Genomic DNA, 22858 nt, shown 5'->3' on the forward strand with positions numbered 1-22858 from the left:
GCACCCTGCCCGACGTTGAGCAACCGGTGCGCTGTCTGATGGATCAAAGGTGGCCGGTATGCCTACTGGCTGCGCCTCATCATTAATTTGAGACGACTCAGATCATGAATTGAGCCGTAAAACGCTGCGCCGTGATTGACTGGTTATTTTTTCTGACTCACAAACTGGCCTTGCAGGTACGTTACGGCACGCTCCAGCGCCTTGTCTTTTCCACCAATGAGGTCGGCTACGGTTGGCTTCACCTCAATATCCGGCAAAACGCCGATGCCGACGAAATCGCTGCCATCGGCGTAGGTATCCCGTTTGGTACAAATCCGGGCCGACCCACCGCCCGGCATATCGAACGGCAGTGGTTGGCCCGTACTTCCCGTGGATGGTGCACCAATGATTGGAATTTTGCGCGTTTTGAGCTGTTTCACCAGAATGAGCATATCCTCGGCGGCCGAACCGGTATTGTTTCCTGCCAGGACCACCGTGGGCACCAGGAGTTTTGGGCCCGTGGCGTCGTTGTCGAAGGTGTTCACGTCGGCTTTGTACCAGAAGTCGCCCTTTGCCGTTTTGGTCGAACGGGCATACCAGTCATCTTTTTTCAGCCGGGCGGTGTCGATGGGTTCCTTTAATGCGTAGGTTCCCCAGGCTTTGTAAGCAGCGCGGTGTTCGCGGGTTCGCCAGGCTGAGCCCATCAATTCTTTCTGGTCGGTGAAGTAGTAGAGAATAGAGGCGCCGTTGCTCGTGCTGCCGCCACCATTCTGCCGGATGTCGAGGATGATTCCCTTTGCCATGCGTAATTGAGGCAGCATCGCCTTGAATTCAGCCACAATTTTATCGTCACCGAAGGAGTTCAATTCTACCCGCGCAATGTCGCCGGGCAGCATGGTCAGGCTGGATAGTTTCGATGGCGTCACGCTGCTGCCATCGCCGTTGAGCCAAGCCGACCCGTCGCGTTCACGCTGAGAGAACAGCCGCGAGTTATAGGTAATCACCTTGCCGGCTGGCGTCCGTAATGTCATCGGGTAAATCGTGCTGGTGTCGGCGGTGGCGCTCCAGAGTCGGAACATGGCGGCATTCCATTTTTCATGCTCACCAGAGGCCGACACATACGGAAACACTTCCTGGTCAAGGTATTGTCGGATAGGTTGCCCGTTGATCGTCAACAGTTCAGAGCCCACAGGTACGTTGTCAGACAATCCTTTCAGCACCCGCGTGACGTAGGGTTTCTGGTCGATGATCGTCCAGCGAAAAGGTACGTAGGTTGAGAATTTATAGATCGACCAGGGGCCGTTTATGTTGGTATGGCCATCTTTGAGCAATGCGCAAAACCGCTCCATAGTCCGGTAATACGCAAAGTCGTTTTTGGTTGCTAATACCTGCGGAATATAGGCCCGGTAGGCACTGTCCCAGTTGATCTTCGCTTTGTCAAAATAAGCGAAATTGTACTTCGCTTCTGACCAGAACGTCGATAGTCCATACAATTTTTCGGTATCTGTGATCGTCGCGGGTCGAACCACCTGCGCCCGAAGCGCAACCGATAGTAGTAGACAGACTAGTAGGAAGAGAGATTTCATAAGTTGTCCAGGTTAATTGTGTGTACCATATCAATGATGCATTCTTCATAATACAGGTTGCACTGTTGCCTACCGAATGGCTTATTTATTGACTGTACCTAAACGCTAACTAGCCCTTTCAGCCACAAAAAGGGCGAACCGAAGTCCGCCCTTCAACGTAGTTTGCATTCACCAAAACCGCTTCCTGACACCTACAGATGATCTGTTTTCATCAGTTGCTGTAGCGTTTCCAGATTGAGTTGCTGATCGAAAATGGCCTTTATCGGAATACGAAAGCCCGGCACAGTCAAGGCGTCAAGTGTGTCCCCAACGAACAGGGTTGCCGCCGATGCAAAGGCCATTGTCGCTTCATCGAGTTGGTATTGCTCCAGCGATTTACGTACCGGGTCAATGATCCAGTATTCACGAACGCCATGCGCCGCATAATCTTCAAATTTTATGCCTCTATCCCGACTCGTTGTACTTCTTGACAGGATTTCAACGATCAAATCGGGCGCCGGATGCACCATCGTTTCGTCATCGAATGTACTGGCCACTTCCTTATTCCAAAAGCATATATCCGGTTCGTAATCATTCCGTGTCAGACTTACGAGCGCCTTTTCTGAATCTACTGCCCCCAAGTCATGGAGTAAAACAAAGTTCTGAAGCAGGTTTTCGAGAAACTTCGACGCATCCAGATGCCGACGACGCACCGGCGAGTGCATAATCACTTCACCGTTGATAAACTCGGCCTTTACCTCATCTGTCAGCCATTCACGAAATGCCCGGCGGCGTTGCGTTTCATCGTCCAGAATAGCCTGAACGCGCTCAATAACGAGCCGGGCATCAGGTGCTTCAAGCAGATCAGCAATACGATTAGTTAGCATGGCACTAAATTAACAGTTAATTGAACGCACAAAAGCGGGCATAGTCGAATGTAGCGTTTCCTTTCGACCTATACCCGCTCTACTAATTCAGACGCTTTCGCTTCTACTTTTCTTCTACACCGCGTCGGACAAACTGCTGAAGGTAAACTCACGAATCTTCATCGGTGGAATCAGGTAGTTGGCATCCGATTCGGTGCTGACCACGCGCTCGGGTTTGCCCAGCGTTTCGAGGTTGTTGAGCATGATCACCGGGCTCTCGTTGAACCGGAAATTCTTCACGGCATGCTTGATCTTGCCGTTCTCGATGTAGAACGTCCCGTCGCGGGTGAGGCCGGTGAGGAGCAGCGTTTGCGGGTCGACCGGGCGGATGTACCAGAGTTTGGTGACCAGAATACCTCGTTGGGTGCTCTTTATCATGTCTTCGAGCGAGGCTGTTCCGCCCGCCATGATCACGTTATTGGGAAATGGAACGGATGCTTTGCCCTGCTTCTGTGCCCAGTAGCGCGAGTAGGCCATATTTTTCACCACACCTTTCTCAATCCAGTTCAGCTTCTGCTGCGCCTGTCCGTCGCCGGCCCAGGGCGAAGCCGGTAGCTCAGCATTGGTCGGATCTGAATAGATGGTTACGCGGGGATCAACGATTTTTTCGCCGAGTTTGGTTTTGCCGCCGGGCTTGCTCAGGAAACTCCGCCCTTCGTCGGCCGAGCGGGCGTCCATGGCGAAGAAAACGTTTTCGAGGAGTACCGCTGCCGCTGTCGGCTCCAGAATAACGGTGTATTTGCCCGGTTCAAGTGCTTTTGCGTCGGCAGAGGCAACGGCTTTCTGCATGGCAATACGCGTGGCAGCAGCCGTGTCGAGCTGCTTCACGTCGCTGAAGCCTTTGATCACGTAGCCGGAGCCTTTGCCATCATCGGTACGCACCGTCAGCGAGAAGTTGACGTTCGTGTCGGGATAGTAGGCGAAAAGGCCTTTCGAGTTCATCATGGCCTGATAGCCGTGATAATCTTCCATGAACCCGGCGGCGGTGAGTTTGGCGGCGCGGGTGAGTTCCAGGCTTTTGGCAACGGCCTCGGCGCGGGCATCGGGCGTAATGTTGGCCGTGCTGGCAAAATAGCCACTGCTTTTCAGGTACGTCTGCGGACCCAGAATGCCCACATATTCCGGGTTTTCGGGCGCTAGTTTCGCCAGTTCTTCGGCCCGGCGCACCACTTTTTCGAGTGACGCATCATCGAACTCATCAACCGTAGCCGTGCCTACTTTCTTGCCGAATGCCGATTGCACCACCAGGTTCTGGTTGGCTTTGGCACCGCTGGTCGACACTTCATTGCGGGCGTAGCGGATATTTCCCCGCTTTTCGCCCGACAGGTTCACCTCACACTCGTCGGCCTTCGAGTAGCTGAGCACTTTGGTAAGCAGAGCCTTGGCCTCCGCTTCAGTTAAGATTGTTGCCATCTTTAAAGAGTCATTAGGTGGTCATTAGCTGTGCGTCATGTATGGTCATTAATCGTCATTAATCGTCACTAGTAGTCATTGATTGCTTACAACAAATGACTACTAGTGACGATCAATGACCACCTAATGACCATACATGACGCACAGCTAATGACGTTTCTTATATTTTCCTAGCTGTATTGATCACATTAACGCCGTTGAAACGCGTGGTGCTTGACCCGTGCGACACGGCACTCACTTGCGAGGGCTGACCTTTACCGTCGAAGAACGAACCACCAAGGCGATAATCGCGCTCATCGCAGATGGCGGCACATGAGTTCCAGAACTCCTGCGTGTTCGACTGGTAGGCCACATCTTTCAGCATACCGGCAATCTGACCGTCTTTAATTTCGTAGAATAGTTGCCCCCCAAACTGAAAGTTATACCGCTGCTGATCGATCGAAAAGGAACCGTTGCCAATAATGTAAATGCCTTTCTTCACGTCTTTGATCATCTCTTCTACTGACAGCGGCGCTTTTCCTGGTGCCAGCGAGACGTTGGGCATGCGCTGGAATTGCACCGTTCCCCATGAGTCGGCGTAGCAACAGCCGTGCGACTCTTTTTCGCCAATAATGGCTACCTGATCGCGAATAGCCTGGTAATTGACCAGCACGCCATCTTTCACCAGATCCCATTTTTTGGTCGCCACGCCTTCATCATCATAGCCAACAGCACCCAGCGAACCGACCTGTGTTTTGTCGGCGAAGAAGTTGACCAGCTTGCTGCCGTATTGAAAATTCTTCGACTGCCACTTGTCGAGCGTGGCAAACGACGTACCTGCGAAGTTGGCTTCATAACCCAGCACCCGGTCAAGCTCCAGCGGGTGACCCACCGACTCGTGAATGGTCAGCATCAGATGGCTTGGGTCGAGGACGAGATCATATTTGCCCGCCTCCACTGACTTGGCCGACAGCTTCTGTTTAGCCTGCTGAGCCGCCGCCGTTACATCTTCGAGCATATCGTAGCCCTTATTGTAGCGGGTTGTCACCCCGGCAATCTTGTCGGAGGGGTTCACCTGCAAGTACTCGTAGCCCATGCCCATTGGGGCGCTCAGGGCGTCGCGTGTTTCAAATTTACCCGATTTGGGGTCGATGCACGTTACGTCGAAAATCGGCCAAATCCGGTGAACATCCTGGTCAGCATACGTACCGTCTGACGAGGCAAAGTATTTCTGCTCGTTGACCATAAAGAGCACCGAGTTCACGTAGTTGGCTCCATTTTTCAGGGCCGCTGCATTCACGCCCAGTAGCAGGTCAACTTTTTCCTGAATGGGCACCTCGAAGGCATTTTTCTTGATCGGCGCTTTCCATTCCACTTCGCCGTAGCCTTTTTGCGGAGCCAGTTCGACCGGCTTTTTCATCAGGCGCGAGTTGGCTTTGGCAATAGCTACGGCTTCTTCAGCAACACGCGCTACGTCGGCTTCGTTTTTCGCATCGACCAGGGCCGAAAAACCCCAGCAGCCATTGGCAATCACGCGTACACCCACGCCATAGCTTTCAGTGTTTACAATGTTCTGCACCTTGTCTTCGCGGGTGATGACGAACTGACGCAGGTAACGGCCAATACGTACATCGGTGTAGGACGCCCCTTTGGCTTTGGCAGCGTTGAGGGCAGCATCGGCGAGGCGTTTTTTCACGGCTACATCGAGGCCACCGTCAAGGAGTACACTCGGGTCGACAGATCGACCAAAGGAGGAAACGTTGGGCAACAGAATGCCAGCGGCACTCAGGCCCAGCATTTGATTAAAATGTCGGCGGTTCATTGAGGTTTTGGTTGAAAAATGAAGGCTGGGTACGTTATGACTGAAGGCTACACATTTTCCCCGTCGAAAGATGCTACCGAAGACCCTATCGTTGCATAACTGACAGGCCCATGTGCGTATCGTACCAATTCACAATATCTACTTATTTCGGTAAAAAGTACGTCGGGATTTACATGAACGGTGGTGTGGGTAGTGCTAATCAACAGGCATTACTTATAAATACCTCATCAGCATATAAAGGGTAGTCAACTAATTGCTGACGCCTGGCCCTTCGACTCCGCTCAGGGTGACAACTCACTCAAGAATGTTCATGACGAACTTGAGTGGGAGTGTCACCCTGAGCGGAGTCGAAGGGCCAGGCGTCAGCAATTAGTTGATTAGTAGCCAAGCGTAGCTACTACACAGCGTCTGACAGGCTGGTGAAAGTAAAATCGCGGATCTTCATCGGTGGAATCAGGTTGCCGCCTGCGCGAACAGGTTTACCCAGCGCCTCGACGTTATTGAGCATGATGATCGGGCTTTCGTTGAAGCGGAAGTTTTTTACCGGGAACTTGATCTGCCCGTTCTCGATATAAAACGTCCCGTCGCGGGTCAGGCCGGTGTAGAGCTGGGTTTGTGGGTCAACGGCGCGGATGTACCAGAACCGCGTCACCAGAATACCCTTGTCGGTGCTCTTGATCATCTCGGCCAGCGATTGATTGCCGCCGAGCATGATAAAGCCACCCGGTCCCGGAATTGGCTCTACGCCTTTCTTGTCGGCCCAATACCGCGAGTAGGCCAGGTTTTTAACAATGCCGTTCTCGATCCAGGTACGTTTCACTTGTGGAAGTCCATCGTTGCCGCCTCCGCCGCCACGGCCGCCGCCGCCACCTCCACCACCAAAAGGCGACAGGGGTAACTCGAGATTCATCGGGTCGGAGATGATGGTAACGCGCTCATCGAAGAGTTTTTCGCCCAGCCGCGTGCCGCCGCCTTTCTTGCTCATAAACGAACGTCCCTCGTCGGCCGAGCGGGCGTCGACGCTCCGCATCATGTTTTGCAGCAGTTCGACCGAAGCGGTTGGTTCCAGAATCACGGTGTATTTACCCGGCTCCAGTGCCCGTGCGTTTACCGAAGCCATAGCTTTCTGCATGGCAATTTCCGTAGATGCCCGGGTGCTGAGTTTGCTCACATCGTTCACGTCGGGGTTGGCGTAGCCCGAACCGGTACCATCGGCGGTGCGAACAGTAATCGAAAAATCAACGCTGGTCGATTTGTTATACCCGAACAGGCCTTTACTATTTCCGATGGCTGTAAAACCGGTGGTATCTTCCATGTACCCGGCGGCGGTCAGGTTTTTCTTGCGGCAGGGGTCAATGCTGTCGAAAGCGGCCTGCGCCCGAATATCCGGGGTAATGTTGGCCGTACTCTGGGCAAACGTATTCGTTTCCAGGTACTTCTGTGGCCCGAGCATCGGCATGTACTCGGGATTTTCAGGCGCCAGCCGGGCAATTTCCTCGGCCCGACGTACCGTCTTTTCCAGCGACGCATCGTCGAACTCGTTGATGGTAGCCGTACCGCTCTTCTTGCCAAACACCGACGTTACCGACAGACCCAGGCTGTCGGATTCGCCACTGGTCGACACCGAGTTACGAGCGTACCGAATATTGCCCCGGCGTCCGCCCGACAGGCCTACACTCATCTCATCGGCCTTGGAATAGGCGAGTACCTTATCGATGATTTTTTTAGCTTCTTCTTTTGATAGGATGGCCATGTGAATTGCTATGTTGATGTAATGCTGTTATTGGGTGGTCATTTGCTGCGCGTCATTTAATGACAATAAATGACGCGCAGCAAATGACCACCCAATAACAGCATTGATTTAGATTTTCCTCGCCGTATTGATAACGTTGACACCGCTGAACCGGGCCGTTGCACTACCGTGGGAGACGGCGCTGCTCTGGCTTGGTTGCCCTTTGCCATCGTTGAAGGCACCGCCAAGCCGGTAATCGCTTTCGTCGCAAACGGCCACGCAGGAGTTCCAGAATTCGCGGGTGTTGGCCTGATAAGACACATCTTTGAGCATACCGGCAATCTGTCCGTCTTTGATCTCGTAGAACAGTTGACCACCAAACTGGAAGTTGTACCGCTGCTGATCGATGGAGAACGACCCATCGCCGATGATGTAGATCCCTTTCTTCACATCTTTAATCATCTGCTCGACAGAAAGCGGTGTTTTGCCCGGAGCCAGCGACACGTTGGCCATCCGCTGGAACTGTACTGAACTCCAGTTGTCAGCGTAGCAGCAGCCCTGCGACTCTTTCTCGCCAATGATGTGTACCTGATCGCGGATAGCCTGATAATTGACCAGCACGCCATCTTTCACCAGATCCCAGCGCTTGGTTTTCACGCCTTCATCATCCCAGCCCACGGCTCCCAGCGAACCGGGTTGCACCTTGTCGGCAAAGAAGTTGACCTCCTTACTGCCATACTGGAAATTCTTCGACTGCCATTTATCGAGCGTGGCGAAAGACGTACCTGCGTAGTTGGCTTCGTAGCCCAACACGCGGTCGAGTTCCAGCGGGTGACCCACCGATTCGTGGATCGTCAGCCAGGTGTGCGACGGGTCAAGAACGAGATCATACTTACCGGCTTCTACTGACTTGGCCGAGAGTTTCTCCTTCGCCTGTTTCGCCGCCAGTGTGATGTCTTCCAGCATATCGTAGCCCTTGTTGTAGCGGGTCGTAATGCCGGTTACTTTGTCTGACGGATTTACTTGTAGATACTCATAGCCCATGCCCATCGGGGCACTCAACGAATTACGCGTCGAGAATTTACCACTCTGCGGATCAACGGCGGTCACTGTGAAGCTTGGGCCAATCCGGTGAATATCCTGATCAGAGTATGTCCCGTCAGTTGAGGCGAAGTACTTCTGCTCGTTGACCAGGAACATCACATTGTTTACGAAGTTGGCTCCGTTTTTCATCGCCGCTGCATTACAGGCCAGCAGCAATTCGACTTTTTCTTTAACGGGCACCTCAAAACCGTTCTGCTTGATCGGGGCTTTCCAGCTTACCTCACCAAAGCCTTTCTGCGGAGCCAGTTGCACCGGCTCGGTCAGTAACCGGGCATTGGCTTTGGCAATGGCTACGGCGGTTTCGGCAGCTTTTGCCACTACCGATTCGTTGCGGGCGTCGCCTACCGATGCAAAACCCCAGCAGCCGTTGGCAATGACACGTACCCCCACACCAAACGATTCGGTGTTGATGATCCCCTGCACTTTATTCTCGCGGGTGAGCACCGACTGGTTGAGGTACCGGCCAATCCGGACGTCGGCGTAGGTGGCTCCTTTTGCTTTGGCGGCGTTGAGTGCCGCATCGGCCAGCCGCTTTTTCACGGCAATGTCGAGGCCCGGCTCAAGCAGCGCTTCGGCAGATACCGAACGGGCAAAAGCAGGCATCGTGGGTGCCAACATGCCAACGGCACCAAGGCCCAGCATTTGGTTAAAATTGCGTCTATTCATAATATTTTAGTCATTTGCTTTGCGTCATTAAACTGCGTTGTCAGTAGGCTTCGCCGTCATTTGCGTCGCGTCATCAGGTGGTCATTGATTATCATTCGTCGTATGTACATAATGACTACAAATGACCATGAATGACAGCGAAGCGAATGACCACCTAATGCCGCGAAGCTCAATGACAGCGCAGCGTAATAACCTCTTTATACTGCGTCTGAAAGGGAAGTGAAAGTGAAGTCGCGGATTTTCATGGGGGGAACGAGGTTGCCTCCCATCCGAACCGGTTTGCCCAAAGCTTCGAGATTATTGAGCATGATGACCGGGCTCTCGTTGAACCGGAAATTTTTGACCGGGAATTTGATCTGTCCATTTTCGATATAGAACGTCCCGTCGCGGGTGAGGCCGGTGTAGAGCAGCGTCTGCGGATCGACCGGACGGATGTACCAGAACCGGGTGACCAGAATGCCTTTCTCGGTGTTTTTGATCATGTCGGCCAGCGACTGCGTACCACCTTCCATGATAAAGTTACCACCGCCCGGCGTAGCGTGAACGCCCTTTTTCTCCGCCCAATAGCGCGAATACGGCATGTTTTTCACCACGCCTTTTTCAATCCAGGTCACTTTTTCCTGCGGCCGACCGTCGCCACTGAACGCTCCGTTAGGTACGTCCAGATTAGTCGGATCAGAATAGATGGTAACGCGCTCGTCGAATAGCTTTTCGCCCAGCCGCGTACCGCCACCTTTTTTGCTCAAAAATGAACGTCCTTCATCAGCCGAACGGGCATCCATCGACCGAACCATCGCGTTTAGCAGCGACGCATCGACGTTGGCCACCAGCGCGGCAGGTTCGAGAATGACGGTGTATTTTCCCGGTTCCAGTGCCCGGGCGTTGGTCGACGCCATCGCTTTCTGCATCGCAATTTCGGTGGCCTCGCGCGTATTCAACTTGCTCACGTCCGTCACGTCGCGGGTGGCGTAGCCAGAGCCTGTACCATCGGCCGTGCGTACGGTGACCGAGAACTCGACCGACGTTTCGCGGTTATAAGCCGATAGCCCTTTGGTGTTGCCAATGGCGTTGAACCGGGTCGAATCTTCCATATAGCCGGCCGCCGTCAGGTTCTTTTTCCGGCAGGGGTCCACGCTGTCGAACGTCGCCCTGGCCCGGTAATCAGGGTCCATATTGGCGGTGCTTTTAGCGTAAGGGTCCGTTTTCAGGTACGTCTGCGGCCCCAGCAAGGGCATGTATTCGGGGTTTTCGGGAGCAAGCCGGGCCACTTCCTCGGCCCGACGGACGGTCTTCTCCAGCGACGCATCATCCAGTTCGTTGATGGTAGCCGTTCCCGACTTTTTACCGAACGACGCCGTTACGCCCAGCGATATGTTCTCCGACTCGCCACTGGTCGACACCGCATTGCGGGCGTAGCGAATGTTGCCCCGGCGTCCACCCGACAAGCTCACGCTGAGGTCGTCGGCTTTGGAAAACGAGAGCACTTTATCGATAATTCTCTTTGCTTCTGCTTCTGTTAGAATAGCCATGTATTGGGGCATTAATGGTCATTACGCTGTGCTGTCATTGATTGTCATCAAGTGGTCATTCATAGTCATTACTTGTTTTACGACAAATGACTATGAATGACCACTTAATGACAATCAATGACAGCACAGCGTAATAACATTTCTTAGATTCTCCGTCCGGTATTGATTACGTTGACGCCGTTGAAGCGCGTGGTGGGTGAGCCGTGCGAGACGGCACTGACCTGTGACGGTTGCCCTTTCCCGTCGAAGAACGAGCCGAATGTGCGGTAATCGTCTTTGTCGCAAAGCTGGGCGCACGAGTTCCAGAACTCCTGCGTATTGGCCTGATACGCTACGTCATCGAGCATACCGACGATCTCGCCGTTCTTGATTTCGTAGAATAGCTGACCGCCGAACTGGAAGTTATACCGCTGCTGATCAATGGAATACGATCCGCGACCAATGATATAAATGCCTTTATCAACGCCCTTGATCATATCGATCACCGAGCGTTTTTCGGTGCCGGGTTTCAACGATACGTTCGGCATCCGCTGGAACTGTACCGAATCCCAGTTGTCGGCGTAGCAGCAACCGTTCGATTCTTTACCGCCCAGAATAGCCACCTGATCGCGGATAGCCTGGTAGTTGACCAGTACCCCGTTCTTGATCAGATCCCATTCTTTGGCCGGCACGCCTTCGTCGTCGTAGCCAACGGTTCCCAGTGTGTACGGCTGTTTTTTGTCGGCCACAATGTTGACCAGGTCACTGCCATATTTGAACGACTTGGTTTTCCACTTATCCAGCGTGGCGAAGGACGTACCTGCGTAGTTGGCTTCGTAACCCAGCACGCGGTCAAGCTCCGTTGGGTGGCCCACCGATTCGTGGATGGTCAGGCCGAGGTGGTTGGGGTCGAGAACTAGATCGTATTTACCGGCCGTAACGGTTTTGGCTGTCATTTTCTGCTTCGCCTGCCTGGCGGCCAGCGTGGCATCTTCCACGATATCGTAGGAATTCCGATAGCCGACCAGCCCGTTCGGACCAGCGATTTTCTCCGACGCCAGCCCGTCCATATACTCGTAGCCCATGCCCATCGGTGAGCTGAAGGCGTCGCGGGTTTTGAACTTCCCGGCGGCCCGGTCTACGGCCGTTACCGTAAACGTTGGCCAGATCCGATGTATGTCCTGATCGATGTACGACCCGTCTGTCGAGGCGAAATACTTCTGTTCATTGATCATGAACAGGTTCGACGTCATGAAGCCCGCCCCGTTGTCCATCGCGGCGGCGTTGGTCTTCAGCAACAGGTCGATTTTATCCTTCACCGGAATCTCGAAGGCGTTTTTGACGATCGGCGTTTTCCACGACACCTCACCAACGCCTTTCTGCGGGGCCAATACAACCGGCTCGGTCTGCAACTTGGCATTCGCTTTGGCAATAGCTACGGCCGTTTCGGCGCATTTGGCAATACCGGCGGGTGTAACGTCACTCGTGGCGGCAAAACCCCAGGTGCCGTTAGCAATCACCCGAATACCCACCCCAAACGACTCGGCATTACTGATGTTCTGCACCTGTTTTTCGCGAGTGAACACATACTGTTGCAGGTAGCGGCCAATGCGGACGTCGGTATATGAGGCTCCCTTGCTTTTGGCGGCATTGAGTGCAATGTCGGCCAGCCGCTTTTTTGTGGCCACATCCACACCGGGTTCCAGCAGCCGCTCAACCGATACGGTGTTCCCGTAAACGGGCACACCACCGACCAGCAGCCCCCCAACGCCCAATCCAGATAAGTTGATGAAGTTACGTCTGTTCATATAATGAATATAATATTGAATTATTGGGCAAACTCACTAAAAAGCAGCACAATCTACGGCCTGTGTACACTACAGACAACTTTTTATGATGAATGGCGGGCAACATTTCACGATAAAAATGGGTTGGCACAATCAGGCGATAAGTTGTAGAGGATAAATCAAGTAATTACTGGCTATAGTGCAATATGGCTATTGACCCTATAAATCAGCGATTAACTTTATGTGCAGCCACGGTTAATTCTACGGCTAAAAACAGCCGCATCTGTAATATAAAGGCAACAAAGGGGTAAAACTCCCATCATGTACCCGGCCCACCTTTGCGGGATAGACTAGCGGCTCCAACTGGTGCCCTATGCATCTTCCTCAACGAAAGCAGAAACGCATGATAACACGGTTACTACTTGGCCTAAGCGTGGGGCTACTGGTTGCCTTCAACGGACCAGCCATTAATCTGACGATCACTACCTCGACAACCATCGACTCGCTCGGTGCCTGCCAGGGCGTTAGTTACCAGAAAGGGAAAGTGTACCTATACGGCGACCGGGAAATAGGCGTGATACGTACCTACACCGTTGGCACTAACGCACTGACGTACACTGGGCAGGAAGTTAAACTAACCGTAGGCGGCCAGGATGTGATCAACCATCCGACGGGCATTGCCTACAATGGAAAAGGCCCCACGTTCATCGGCAACAGCATCCGCCTGAATCCGGAAGGCACCAAGTGGCGGGCTGTGATTTACTGCGTCAACTGGCCGGGCTTGCTCCGCACGGGTACGCTCGATGGCAATTTGCTCAACACGATCGACGATGACGCCTGCATTCAGGGCACGCGACCCGAATACATTCAACTCGGCAACAAATGGTACGTGGCCACGGCCGACTATGGCGACAAGGGTAACGAGGTACGTCTTTACGATCCTGAACGGCTGGCTAAGGCGAAAAAGACGAGCGAACCGGGCGTATTGGTGAAGAAATTCACGTGTACCCCCTTCGTGCAAAACCTTCACTGGGTGCCGGAAAAAGGCGTGTTGGTCCTCATCCAGAATCAGATTGAAGGCCGTCGGTGGCGGTTTACGTTCGTGGATTTGAAGAAGTCGCTGGAATCAGGGCAGCAGCAGGTTATCAACATCATCGACACGGATAAGGCTGATGAACTGGAAGGTTTCACCTTTCTCAACAATACCGGTACAGGTCTGGCAGTAACGTCGGCACGCAGCAACAACGTGCATTTTATGCAGGGCGCCTGGTAAAGCCACCCACTCTCATCCCATAAATAAATCAACCAGTTATTTGACATGAATCGCTACTCAATCGACTTGAGCCGGTCGCTGATGGGCCTACTTTGCCTAAGCAGTTTACTCGCTTATCAACCCGCGCTGGCTGGCGGCAGGCCAACAGCCAGCCATTTAGCAACGGCCGGTAGCCGGGTCATTCGCCTGACAGGCACCGTTACCGACGAACAGAATCAACCGATTCCCGGCACCAACATTATTGAAAAACAGACGCGGAAAGGCACCGTCACCGATGCCAACGGGCAGTTTTCGCTGGACGTAAACCCGGGCGCTACGCTGGTGTTTTCGTCGGTTGGTTTTGCCACGCAGGAAATTGTGGTTGGCTCACAGCCAACGCTGAACGTAACGCTGAAAGAAGACGTCAGCCAGCTCAACGAAGTGGTGGCGGTCGGTTACCAGACGTTACGCAAGAGCGATGTGACCGGGGCTGTGGCCAACGTGAAAGCCCGCGAACTGAACACAACCGCTCCCACGCTGGGGCAGGCGCTGGTTGGTAAACTGGCCGGTGTGCAGGTGTCGCAGGTGGGTGGTGCGCCCTACAATCCGGTCAAAATCCGGGTACGTGGTATTGGCTCGATCAACGCCAGTTCTGATCCATTGTACGTCATTGATGGTTTTCCGGCGGCGAATGACGTGTTTATCAATCCCAACGACATCGAAAGCATCGACATTCTGAAAGATGCCGCCTCGGCCGCTATCTATGGCTCACGGGCATCGGGCGGTGTGGTGCTGATCACGACCAAACGGGGTAAAGACGGCAAAGGAAAGTTGGACTACGAATTCCAGTACGGCATCAATCAACTGGCCAAGAAAGTGGAGTTGCTCGATGCCAACGGCTTTGCCCAACTGGTGATCGACGGCCGCAACAATACCTACCGTGACCTGGTACAGAACAGCGGCAAACCCTGGAACGATGCCATGTTCTCCGATAATAACGCCACCCGGATTGCCAACGTGGGCAATGCTGCGTCGGTCAGTATTCCGACGGATATTTATGATTTCGCTAACCAGAAGCTCATCACGCCCAAGTACAACACCGACTGGCAGGATGCGCTTTACCGCAACGCGCCCGTCAGCCGCCATAACCTGACGTTCTCGGGCGGCAGCAACGGGGTTCGATACCTGCTCAGTGGCGATTACCAGAATCAGCAGGGAATCATCGTGGCGACCAAACAGGAGCGGGTCAACTTTCGGGCCAACGTGGATGGTGATATCAGCAAGAAATTCAAGGTCGGTGCCAGTTTTTTTGTCACGTCGAACATTAACCGCGAAGTGCAGGAAGGCCGTTTCAACCAGGGGCCGATACTGGGTGCGTTGATCTATCCGCCTACGTTCCCGGCCTACGACGCCAACGGTGTGCTGATCAAAAATGCAGTAGCCGCCCAACAGCCAACCTACGGATACCAGACCGTTGAGAACCCGGTGGCGCTGGCGATGGAAACGAATATAAACCGCCGGGGGCTGCGGGGTACGTATAACGGTACGGCCAGCTACGAAATCATTCCCGGACTGATTGCCAAAGCCAACCTCGGTTTTCAGACGTACAACGAGAAATACGAATTTTACCTGCCTACGAGCCTGAGCAACGGCAACAATCCGCCCTATTCGGCACAGGCCATCGCCGCCGCTACGGCAACTGCCCAGACCATCAGCACGCAGAATGCCCTGGCTGAGTTTACGGCCACCTACGCCAAGCAGATTGGCCGCCACAGCCTGAACGGACTGATTGGCTACACCGCGCAGAAAACAAACCTCGACCAGATCAGCGTGTCGGCGCAGGGTTTCCAGAACGACGCCGTGCAGGAAATTACCGCTAAAGGGGCCGACCCAACCAACTTTTTCCTGAACGCGGGCGGAACGGGCAAAACGGAAGAAACGCTCCTCTCCTACCTGGCGCGGGCTGAATACAACTACGATAGCCGCTATTACCTGACGGCCGCTTTCCGTACTGATGGCTCGTCGCGTTTCGGACCGGCCAACCGCTGGGGTAATTTCCCGTCGCTGTCGGCGGGCTGGACAATCTCCAACGAGTCGTTTTACCGGGATTGGCTGGGTGCAGCGTCGACCCTGAAACTGCGCGGAAGCTGGGGCCTGACCGGTAACTACAACATTCCGCTCTACGGGTTCCAGCAGACGATGGCCAACCCCACCGGGGCCGTATTTGGAGCCGGAACCATCCAGACGGCGTTTTATTCGGGCGGCCTGAAAGACCCCAGGTTAGGCTGGGAATCGACCTCGCAGTTCAACGTGGGTCTTGACCTGGGGTTGTTCAACAACCGACTGTCGCTTATTGCCAATGGGTACGTTAGTAACTCATACAACCTGCTGTTCAACCAGCCCATTTCGGCCATTTCGGGTGCCACCAGCATCCTCACCAACCTCCGGGATTCTAAAATCCGCAACCAGGGCATCGAGTTTCAGATCGACGGCCGGGCCATTGCCACCCAGGATTTTAAGCTGAACCTAAGCGGCAACATCTCGTTCAACCAGAACAAGGTGTTGAATATGGGCGGTGCCAATACCATTCTGGTGGCTGGTGCCGAGCGGTCGTACATCACGCACATCACGCAGGAAGGGCAGCCCGTCGGCATGTTCTACGGCTTCAAAGTGATTGGCATGGTTCGTCAGAAAGACATGGACAACATCGCCGCCGACAATGCGGCCTACAACGCTGCTACCCAGTCATTTCCGCAGGGGTACGTGCTGAAAGGACCCGCCCGCTCAACGGCATCTACGAACCCGCTTCGCCCCGGCGACCTTATTTTTCAGGATGTAAACGGCGACGGTGTGGTGACCGATGCCGACAAGCAGGTGATCGGCTCACCCTATCCCAAATTCACCTACGGCTTCTCGCTGAATGCCAGCTACAAAGCACTCGACGCCAGTGCTTCGTTCAACGGCACCTACGGCAGCCAGGTACTCGACGGGCAGGATTATTACGTCTATAACATGGAAGGGTCTGGCAACCAGTACGCTTCGGTGGCTGATCGGTATCGGTCGGAAGATCAGCCCGGCAATGGCCTGATTTACCGGGCCTCGCGTGGCGGTACACAGAGCAACAGCACCCGCTTGTCGTCTTTTTACCTGCAGGACGGTTCGTTCCTGCGCTGCACCAACATCACGCTGGGCTATAACCTCCCGATTGCCCAACTGACCAAAGCGCGGGTCAGTGCGCTGCGGCTCTACGTCAACATCAACAACGCCTTCACGTTGACCAAGTACAAAGGCTACAATCCCGAAGTGGATTATAACAACGGCAACAACCTGTCGCCGGGTGTCGATTACGGCAAGTATCCACTGGCGCGGGGGTATAACGCAGGGGTACGCATCACCTTTTAAGTTCATTGTCACTATGTGGTCATTTATTTATTGTCATTGGTGGTCATTATGTTGTCATTTATTGTCATTAAGCGCACAAACAATGAATGACTACATAATGACCACCAATGACAATAAATAAATGACCACACACTTATCATTTTCTTTCCCATGATCATGAAAAACAGATCAATAGTCCGGTTTCTTCCCTTGTTGCTGCTGGCCCTGCTGGCCTCATGTAGCCAGGATTTTTTGATTGAAAATAACCCGAACGCCATCCCGACGGCTGATTATTACAAGTCGGAAAACGATGTGCTGTTGGCCCTCAATGGCGTTTATAATGCCCTGCGTGACAACAACGGCATTGCCGAAAACAGCGGCCTTTTCTCGGAAGAACGCTCAGACAATACAGGCCGGAACGATAACCAGTCGAACGCGGGGGAGCCGTTTCAGTTCAACGCGTTTGCGCTGCTGCCCAGCAATTCGTACCTGCAATCGCACTGGAACTCACTCTACCAGACCATTACGCGGGCCAACTACATGCTGGCGGGTTCCGAGACAGTGACCTTTGCCCAGCCCGCCACGAAGACGCAGTATCAGGCCGAAGCAAAATTCATCCGCGCGCTGATCTATTTTCACTTGGTGCGTAAGTGGGGCGATGTGCCGCTGGTGACCAAGCCCCTTACCTCACCCGAAGATGTAGCGGCCAGTACCTTCCGCGAAAAGAAAGAGAAGGTATACGCCCAGATTGTGGCCGACCTGACCGACGTAGTTAACAGCACCCTGCCCGACGTGCAGACAGCCGCCAACAAAGGACGGGTATCTAAAGTGGCCGGCAATGCCTTGCTGGGACAGGTATACCTGACTATGGCCACTACCTTCGACCAGGCCAACCGGACCGCCAACCTGATGCAGGCCAAGACGTACCTGACCAATGCCTACAGCAAGCGGACGTTTGGGACGCTGAAAGAAGTGGCCTACGCCGACGTGTTCGACGTGACGAAAAAAGCGACCAACCCCGAGGCAATTTTCCAGATCGTGTACCGGCAGGGCGACATTAACTACGCCTCCACGATTGCTTATAACAACCAGGCGCAGGGCGAAACCATCAACTCGCTCAGAACAACAACGGGTGTGGGCGGCAACGTGACCCCCGATCTGGTGAAAGATTATGAAGACGGCGACATCCGGAAAGATTTCTCGATCAAGTTTGCCAACGCCGCCGTGGTGAAAGATTATTTCATCACCAAGTTTCGGGATGCCAGTTCAGCCGCGGGCACCAGTGGCTACGGTGGCAACGACTGGATTCTGATCCGTTATGCCGACGTGATACTCATGCTGGCCGAAGTGAATCTGTATCTCGGCGACGAAGCAACCGCCATCGGCTTCCTGGATCAGGTACGTGAGCGGGCCAAACTGCCGTTGTATGCCGTTGCCAAAACAAACGCGGCTTACAGCGCAAAATACCCAACCCTTAAGCTGGCCACCCTGCACGAACGGCGCGTTGAACTGGCCTTCGAAAATCAGCGCTGGTTCGATCTGCTGCGGTTTTTCACGCCGGATGAACTGGTTTCCTACTTCCGCGCCAAATCGCAGGCCGACTTCGGTGCCGCTCAGTTGACGAACGTGGGAACGAAAGATTATTACTACCCCATTCCGTTCAACGAAGCCAAGCTGAACCCAACGGCGATGTACCAGAATCCCGGTTATTGATCAATACTTCATCAGGCGGGCTGTGGCATTCACAGCCCGTTTTTTTATGCCTCCTTATGACAAAGCTACTTTTCCTCGTCAGCCTGCTGGGTACGTACCTGGCCGTGCAGGCGCAGCCCGCGTCTGGCTATCGCCCAACGTACCTGTTTGTGAAATCGGATAACCGGGTAGCCGACAAAAATTTTTACCTGCTAACGGCCATTCAGCAACAGGCCGACATTCAGAAAATTATAAAGCAGGATGCCGCCTTGCAGGCGCTTTGTCAGCAGCGGGCCGGTCTGCTAAAAGCCCATGCCAAGGATACCTGCCGAACACCGGCCAGTCTGGTCACGGGATTCCGCTGGTCGGGTGGCGATTCGTTGAAGATGGTCACTGCGTTGCAAGCCCTATACGATCAGCATCCGGCGTATTTCGATAAGCTGGCGAATGACCACCTACGGCCATCGGGCTATTATCAGCGCTTTGTTGGGCTGTCGAATCGGGAGTTGCTGGCGCGAGCCTGGGGGCAATACATCGTCGGTACCAATTACATCATCGATCAGTTTGGACTGGGTAAAAAGATGCGTTACCCCCGCATCGACTCGGCGAATTACCCTGTCAACGGCCGCTATTACCGCACCATCCTGAAAGACATGTTCGCGATGCTGGCCGAGCGGGCCGACACCATGACGTTGTTCTATCAGCCATCACTATCCGTGGCCATGCAGTTGATGGACGCCAACGACCGCGACGAACCCGCCCGCCACGAGCCAATGGAGCAACTCGACAACAAAGGGGCCTTTCTGGCGGCTAAAAAAACGCGCTGGGCCACCTACAAATACGCCGCGATCATGATACCGGGTAGCGGTCCCGAACTGGCCACGACGCCCCTCAGCCCATTGAACAAGATGCGTCTGGATATGGTGGCGGCGCGGTACAAAAACGGCTGGGCACCGTTCATCATCGTCAGTGGCGGCTATTGTTACCCCTTTCGCGGACCTTATGCCGAAGCCATCGAAATGAAAGCGTACCTGATGCGCAAGTTTGGCATTCCCGCCTCAGCGATTCTCATTGACCCCCACGCCCGCCACACAACGACCAACTTCCGCAATGCTGCCCGCCTGCTGATCCGCTACGGCTTCCCGACCGACAAACGCTGCGTGATGGTGTCGACCAAAAGCCAGACAGACATGGTCGCCAACTCCGCCTTCGATGAGCGAAACCGCCGCGAACTGGGTTACCTGCCCTATCGGGACAAACAGCGCCTGTCGGACCACGACGTCGAGTTTTACCCCACCCTGGAAAGCCTCCACATGGACCCCTACGACCCGCTCGACCCGTAGCGATTGACCTGTATTACCAACCAGTTTTCAGACATGCTGCCCTTCCGGGAGACGATGTTTTGTCAAGGGCATCAATTATCGCTAACTTGGTTACTCATTCAACAAGAGGAGTGTATGACTGCGATTGCCGACAAAAAGCCGCGCTCGACTGCCCGCCGTTCGTCAGCCAGGAACGTACCTAAAGAGGTACCTGCCGCGCTGATTTATGAACAGTGGGATGGAAAGCCCGTCTATGGTTATTAAAGTAGACATCAAAGCCGACTTAACCGATTTCGACAACGTCAATGATATTTACCTGATCAGGAAAGCGAACAAGCTGCTCAATTTTGGTGTCGAGCGGGTTCTCTGGATAGTTACCAGCCTACAGCGTGTGTATGTAATTGATTGCCATAACCCCACCTGGTACATCGTAGACTGGGCAGAGTCAATCACCGTAGTAGACGGTTGTCAACTCAATATCAAACAACTGCTGGATGAGGAAGAGATTGAGTATTAGCTCCCTTATACTGATTGATATGCTACGACTGGCTCTACTGCTCCTATGGCTTTCTGTGAGCGCCTTTAGTCAGCGCGTGCCCGTACAGGATCAAGTATATACAGTTGTAGAGAAGAACCCTGAATTTCCAGGTGGGCAAGCAGCAATGTACGCTTGGCTTAGTAGACATCTGCGTTTTCCAGAACGCCTGCATGAGCACGTAGGAAGGATTTTTATTGGCTTTACGGTGAGTCGAACAGGGTATGTTCGTGATATTGATCTTGTTCGTGTACAGGGCCGGGATGTAGGAGCCATTAAACGCTATGTAATCTCAGTGTTCAAAAAAATGCCTCGTTGGAAACCCGGTTCTCATAAAGGCAGGTCCGTTAGTGTACGCTATTATCTGCCTATAAACCTTGAACGAGAATAGCGTTATAAGATCACTGCATGAACAAGACGAAGCTATGCCGTTGATGCGTTATCCCCTACCGCATCAACCGATCTACATCTACTTCTAAACCTAAAATCGGGTCTTGTAGCAGGCCGTTTGGGTACGTTAGCTAAGTGCCATCGGGCAACAGAATCTGAACGAGGTGAAGCATGGGGACAACGGGCCACACCGCTTTTACACCGGCCGGAAAATAGACCTTGAATGCTTTATCTATTAAATCAGAAATACCCTGTTTGGGAGACGGCACTTCAACGACAATTAAAGGCGGCTGGGTGAAGTATATTATATCATTGAACAGTCATTCCCAATCTTGTCATAAATAGCTACATCAGGTTTGCACTTGCCTGTTGGCAATTCCAGTTCTGGTAACACATCGTACTCGGTGTCGTAGCGATCAAGTGCAACACAGACCCGACCAATCAGTTTAGAGTGGTTAACCGATCGCAACGGCGAACCGATTACATCTTTAGACTAACATTCTTCAACTAGCTCTATAACAGGCGTTTCCATAGCAGAACATGAGTTTTATCAAAGATAGGAAATCGACAGAGTTCTGAAAATCGTCTCAACCGATTAACGTCATTCTGAATAGATAGCCGAAAGTCGGTTGGTTAACAGATCGGTGAGGTTGCAAACCCACAGGCCGTTGTCTTTGGGATAGCTGTCGCCATCGGGAATGAGGACAAACACATGATCGGGTTTTATATCGTCGAGGCTACTGTAGAATCCCTTCGATACGGTGGGCGCGTTGGAAAGTTTGATCTCAATGGCCACCTTTTTTCCATCAGGGGTTATGAGCAACAGGTCTATTTCGGCTCCGGCGTGTGTTCGGTAATAGTAGAACGACCAATCGGTACCCACTACCCGCCTGATCTGCTCAATGACATATCCTTCCCAGGATGCCCCCGCGATGGGGTGCCCCAACAAGGCGTCGTACGTGGTGGTTTGGGATAGTTGATGCAGGACGCCGGAGTCCCGGATGTACAGTTTGGGCGCTTTTACCAGGCGTTTGCTTACGTTGATCGAATAAGGCGTTAGCCGATGAACAACGAAGCTACCCACCAGCAAATCGAGGTAGCGATTCACCGTCGGTTGAGTAACGCCGAGTGAGCGAGACAGATCACTGACGTTCAGAATATTCCCATTGACATGAGCCAGCATTTGCAGCAAATCGGTCAGTACCCGTCCCGACAGTTCGTAGCCCAGCAGCCGCAGGTCCCGCTCGATATACGTCTGAATGAAGTTGTTCAGCCAGCGAAACGTAAGTGGCAACCGGGGCGCAAGAAAGGCATCGGGAAACCCACCTTTGAGCCAATGCTCCTGTAATGTGCTCCGGTCCGTCACCTCTGGCCATGAGAAAGGCATGAGTTCAATATAACTGATACGTCCCGCCAGACTTTCCGACGTTTCTCGTACGAGTTCGGGTGAGGCAGAACCCAGCAACAGAAAACGGGCAGGCTCCCGTTGCTGATCAACCAAAGCACGCAACAGCGTAAAAAGCTGCGGCATTTGTTGCACTTCATCGAGTATAACGCAATGATCAGCATACTGCTTCAGAAACGTTTCTGCGTCAGCCAATCGCCGTTGATCCGAATCGAGCTCCAAATCAAAGTAAACAATTGGCTTACCAAGCTGACTACCAATCTGTTTGGCTAGCGTCGTTTTTCCAACCTGCCGTGGACCAATCAAACCTACTACTGGAAAATAGGCTAAGTCCTCTACTAACCGGTGACTAATTTGCCTTACTACCATCCTTGAAAATTATAAGTTGACTATAGAATTT

At 53.3% G+C, this 22858-nt stretch carries 16 protein-coding genes; 6 read left to right on the forward strand and 10 right to left on the reverse strand.

The window, feature by feature from the left end; genetic code table 11:
- Window positions 1-143: 143 nt before the first annotated feature.
- The 8 genes from ACFE8Q_RS16380 to ACFE8Q_RS16415 all read right to left on the reverse strand — a co-directional run bounded on the left by ACFE8Q_RS16380 (window position 144) and on the right by ACFE8Q_RS16415 (window position 12502).
- Window positions 144-1565: a S41 family peptidase gene (locus tag ACFE8Q_RS16380; RefSeq protein WP_375446488.1), complete on the reverse strand. Its 1422-nt coding sequence runs from the start codon at window positions 1563-1565 to the stop codon at window positions 144-146.
- A 191-nt stretch (window positions 1566-1756) separates the two neighbouring features.
- On the reverse strand, window positions 1757-2431 hold the full coding sequence (locus ACFE8Q_RS16385) for a Uma2 family endonuclease (protein WP_375446489.1): 675 nt from the start codon (window positions 2429-2431) through the stop codon (window positions 1757-1759).
- A gap of 114 nt (window positions 2432-2545) precedes the next feature.
- Window positions 2546-3883 (reverse strand): TldD/PmbA family protein, encoded by a 1338-nt coding sequence (locus tag ACFE8Q_RS16390; protein ID WP_375446490.1) that lies wholly within the window; start codon window positions 3881-3883, stop codon window positions 2546-2548.
- A 160-nt stretch (window positions 3884-4043) separates the two neighbouring features.
- Window positions 4044-5684 carry a TldD/PmbA family protein gene (locus ACFE8Q_RS16395; protein WP_375446491.1) on the reverse strand — a complete coding sequence of 547 codons (1641 nt, stop codon included), beginning with the start codon at window positions 5682-5684 and terminating at the stop codon, window positions 4044-4046.
- 397 nt (window positions 5685-6081) lie between these two features.
- On the reverse strand, window positions 6082-7437 hold the full coding sequence (locus tag ACFE8Q_RS16400) for a TldD/PmbA family protein (RefSeq protein ID WP_375446492.1): 1356 nt from the start codon (window positions 7435-7437) through the stop codon (window positions 6082-6084).
- Window positions 7438-7545: 108 nt separating this feature from the next.
- Window positions 7546-9186 carry a TldD/PmbA family protein gene (locus ACFE8Q_RS16405; RefSeq protein WP_375446493.1) on the reverse strand — a complete coding sequence of 547 codons (1641 nt, stop codon included), beginning with the start codon at window positions 9184-9186 and terminating at the stop codon, window positions 7546-7548.
- Window positions 9187-9383: 197 nt separating this feature from the next.
- The gene (locus tag ACFE8Q_RS16410) at window positions 9384-10715 is read right to left on the reverse strand and encodes a TldD/PmbA family protein (protein WP_375446494.1); all 1332 of its coding nucleotides are present in this window, start codon (window positions 10713-10715) and stop codon (window positions 9384-9386) included.
- Between the two features lie 143 nt (window positions 10716-10858).
- Complete coding sequence (locus ACFE8Q_RS16415; RefSeq protein WP_375446495.1) at window positions 10859-12502, reverse strand: TldD/PmbA family protein; 1644 nt, start codon at window positions 12500-12502, stop codon at window positions 10859-10861.
- A 352-nt stretch (window positions 12503-12854) separates the two neighbouring features.
- On the opposite strand from ACFE8Q_RS16415, the gene ACFE8Q_RS16420 reads away from it, so the two are divergent.
- The 6 genes from ACFE8Q_RS16420 to ACFE8Q_RS16445 all read left to right on the forward strand — a co-directional run bounded on the left by ACFE8Q_RS16420 (window position 12855) and on the right by ACFE8Q_RS16445 (window position 20645).
- Entirely contained in the window at window positions 12855-13754 is a 900-nt protein-coding gene (locus ACFE8Q_RS16420; RefSeq protein WP_375446496.1) for a hypothetical protein, read from the forward strand.
- Window positions 13755-13799: 45 nt separating this feature from the next.
- Window positions 13800-17135, forward strand: coding sequence for a SusC/RagA family TonB-linked outer membrane protein (locus ACFE8Q_RS16425; RefSeq protein WP_375446497.1), 3336 nt, complete (start codon window positions 13800-13802; stop codon window positions 17133-17135).
- A gap of 156 nt (window positions 17136-17291) precedes the next feature.
- Window positions 17292-18827, forward strand: a complete 1536-nt coding sequence (locus tag ACFE8Q_RS16430; protein WP_375446498.1) for a RagB/SusD family nutrient uptake outer membrane protein — start codon at window positions 17292-17294, stop codon at window positions 18825-18827.
- A 56-nt stretch (window positions 18828-18883) separates the two neighbouring features.
- A complete protein-coding gene (locus tag ACFE8Q_RS16435) occupies window positions 18884-20149 on the forward strand; it encodes a YdcF family protein (protein ID WP_375446499.1) in 1266 nt (421 codons plus the stop codon).
- A 114-nt stretch (window positions 20150-20263) separates the two neighbouring features.
- Window positions 20264-20392 (forward strand): hypothetical protein, encoded by a 129-nt coding sequence (locus ACFE8Q_RS16440; RefSeq protein WP_375446500.1) that lies wholly within the window; start codon window positions 20264-20266, stop codon window positions 20390-20392.
- On the forward strand, window positions 20382-20645 hold the full coding sequence (locus ACFE8Q_RS16445; protein WP_375446501.1) for a hypothetical protein: 264 nt from the start codon (window positions 20382-20384) through the stop codon (window positions 20643-20645). The genes ACFE8Q_RS16440 and ACFE8Q_RS16445 overlap by 11 nt, the downstream gene beginning before the upstream one ends.
- Before the next feature lie 539 nt (window positions 20646-21184).
- Here ACFE8Q_RS16445 and ACFE8Q_RS16450 read toward each other — a convergent pair.
- Together ACFE8Q_RS16450 and ACFE8Q_RS16455 are read right to left on the reverse strand one after the other, a co-directional pair.
- Window positions 21185-21322 carry a hypothetical protein gene (locus ACFE8Q_RS16450; protein ID WP_375446502.1) on the reverse strand — a complete coding sequence of 46 codons (138 nt, stop codon included), beginning with the start codon at window positions 21320-21322 and terminating at the stop codon, window positions 21185-21187.
- A gap of 332 nt (window positions 21323-21654) precedes the next feature.
- Window positions 21655-22827 carry an ATP-binding protein gene (locus ACFE8Q_RS16455; RefSeq protein ID WP_375446503.1) on the reverse strand — a complete coding sequence of 391 codons (1173 nt, stop codon included), beginning with the start codon at window positions 22825-22827 and terminating at the stop codon, window positions 21655-21657.
- Window positions 22828-22858 lie beyond the last annotated feature (31 nt).

The organism is uncultured Fibrella sp., from assembly GCF_964250085.1.
Lineage (GTDB): Bacteria > Bacteroidota > Bacteroidia > Cytophagales > Spirosomataceae > Fibrella.

Bases quoted from the DNA above. Each gene is read 5' to 3' on its own strand.
- ACFE8Q_RS16380 (WP_375446488.1), bottom strand. From the start codon at position 1,565: ATGAAATCTCTCTTCCTACTAGTCTGTCTACTACTATCGGTTGCGCTT.
- ACFE8Q_RS16385 (WP_375446489.1), bottom strand. From the start codon at position 2,431: ATGCTAACTAATCGTATTGCTGATCTGCTTGAAGCACCTGATGCCCGG.
- ACFE8Q_RS16390 (WP_375446490.1), bottom strand. From the start codon at position 3,883: ATGGCAACAATCTTAACTGAAGCGGAGGCCAAGGCTCTGCTTACCAAA.
- ACFE8Q_RS16395 (WP_375446491.1), bottom strand. From the start codon at position 5,684: ATGAACCGCCGACATTTTAATCAAATGCTGGGCCTGAGTGCCGCTGGC.
- ACFE8Q_RS16400 (WP_375446492.1), bottom strand. From the start codon at position 7,437: ATGGCCATCCTATCAAAAGAAGAAGCTAAAAAAATCATCGATAAGGTA.
- ACFE8Q_RS16405 (WP_375446493.1), bottom strand. From the start codon at position 9,186: ATGAATAGACGCAATTTTAACCAAATGCTGGGCCTTGGTGCCGTTGGC.
- ACFE8Q_RS16410 (WP_375446494.1), bottom strand. From the start codon at position 10,715: ATGGCTATTCTAACAGAAGCAGAAGCAAAGAGAATTATCGATAAAGTG.
- ACFE8Q_RS16415 (WP_375446495.1), bottom strand. From the start codon at position 12,502: ATGAACAGACGTAACTTCATCAACTTATCTGGATTGGGCGTTGGGGGG.
- ACFE8Q_RS16420 (WP_375446496.1), top strand. From the start codon at position 12,855: ATGCATCTTCCTCAACGAAAGCAGAAACGCATGATAACACGGTTACTA.
- ACFE8Q_RS16425 (WP_375446497.1), top strand. From the start codon at position 13,800: ATGAATCGCTACTCAATCGACTTGAGCCGGTCGCTGATGGGCCTACTT.
- ACFE8Q_RS16430 (WP_375446498.1), top strand. From the start codon at position 17,292: ATGAAAAACAGATCAATAGTCCGGTTTCTTCCCTTGTTGCTGCTGGCC.
- ACFE8Q_RS16435 (WP_375446499.1), top strand. From the start codon at position 18,884: ATGACAAAGCTACTTTTCCTCGTCAGCCTGCTGGGTACGTACCTGGCC.
- ACFE8Q_RS16440 (WP_375446500.1), top strand. From the start codon at position 20,264: ATGACTGCGATTGCCGACAAAAAGCCGCGCTCGACTGCCCGCCGTTCG.
- ACFE8Q_RS16445 (WP_375446501.1), top strand. From the start codon at position 20,382: ATGGTTATTAAAGTAGACATCAAAGCCGACTTAACCGATTTCGACAAC.
- ACFE8Q_RS16455 (WP_375446503.1), bottom strand. From the start codon at position 22,827: ATGGTAGTAAGGCAAATTAGTCACCGGTTAGTAGAGGACTTAGCCTAT.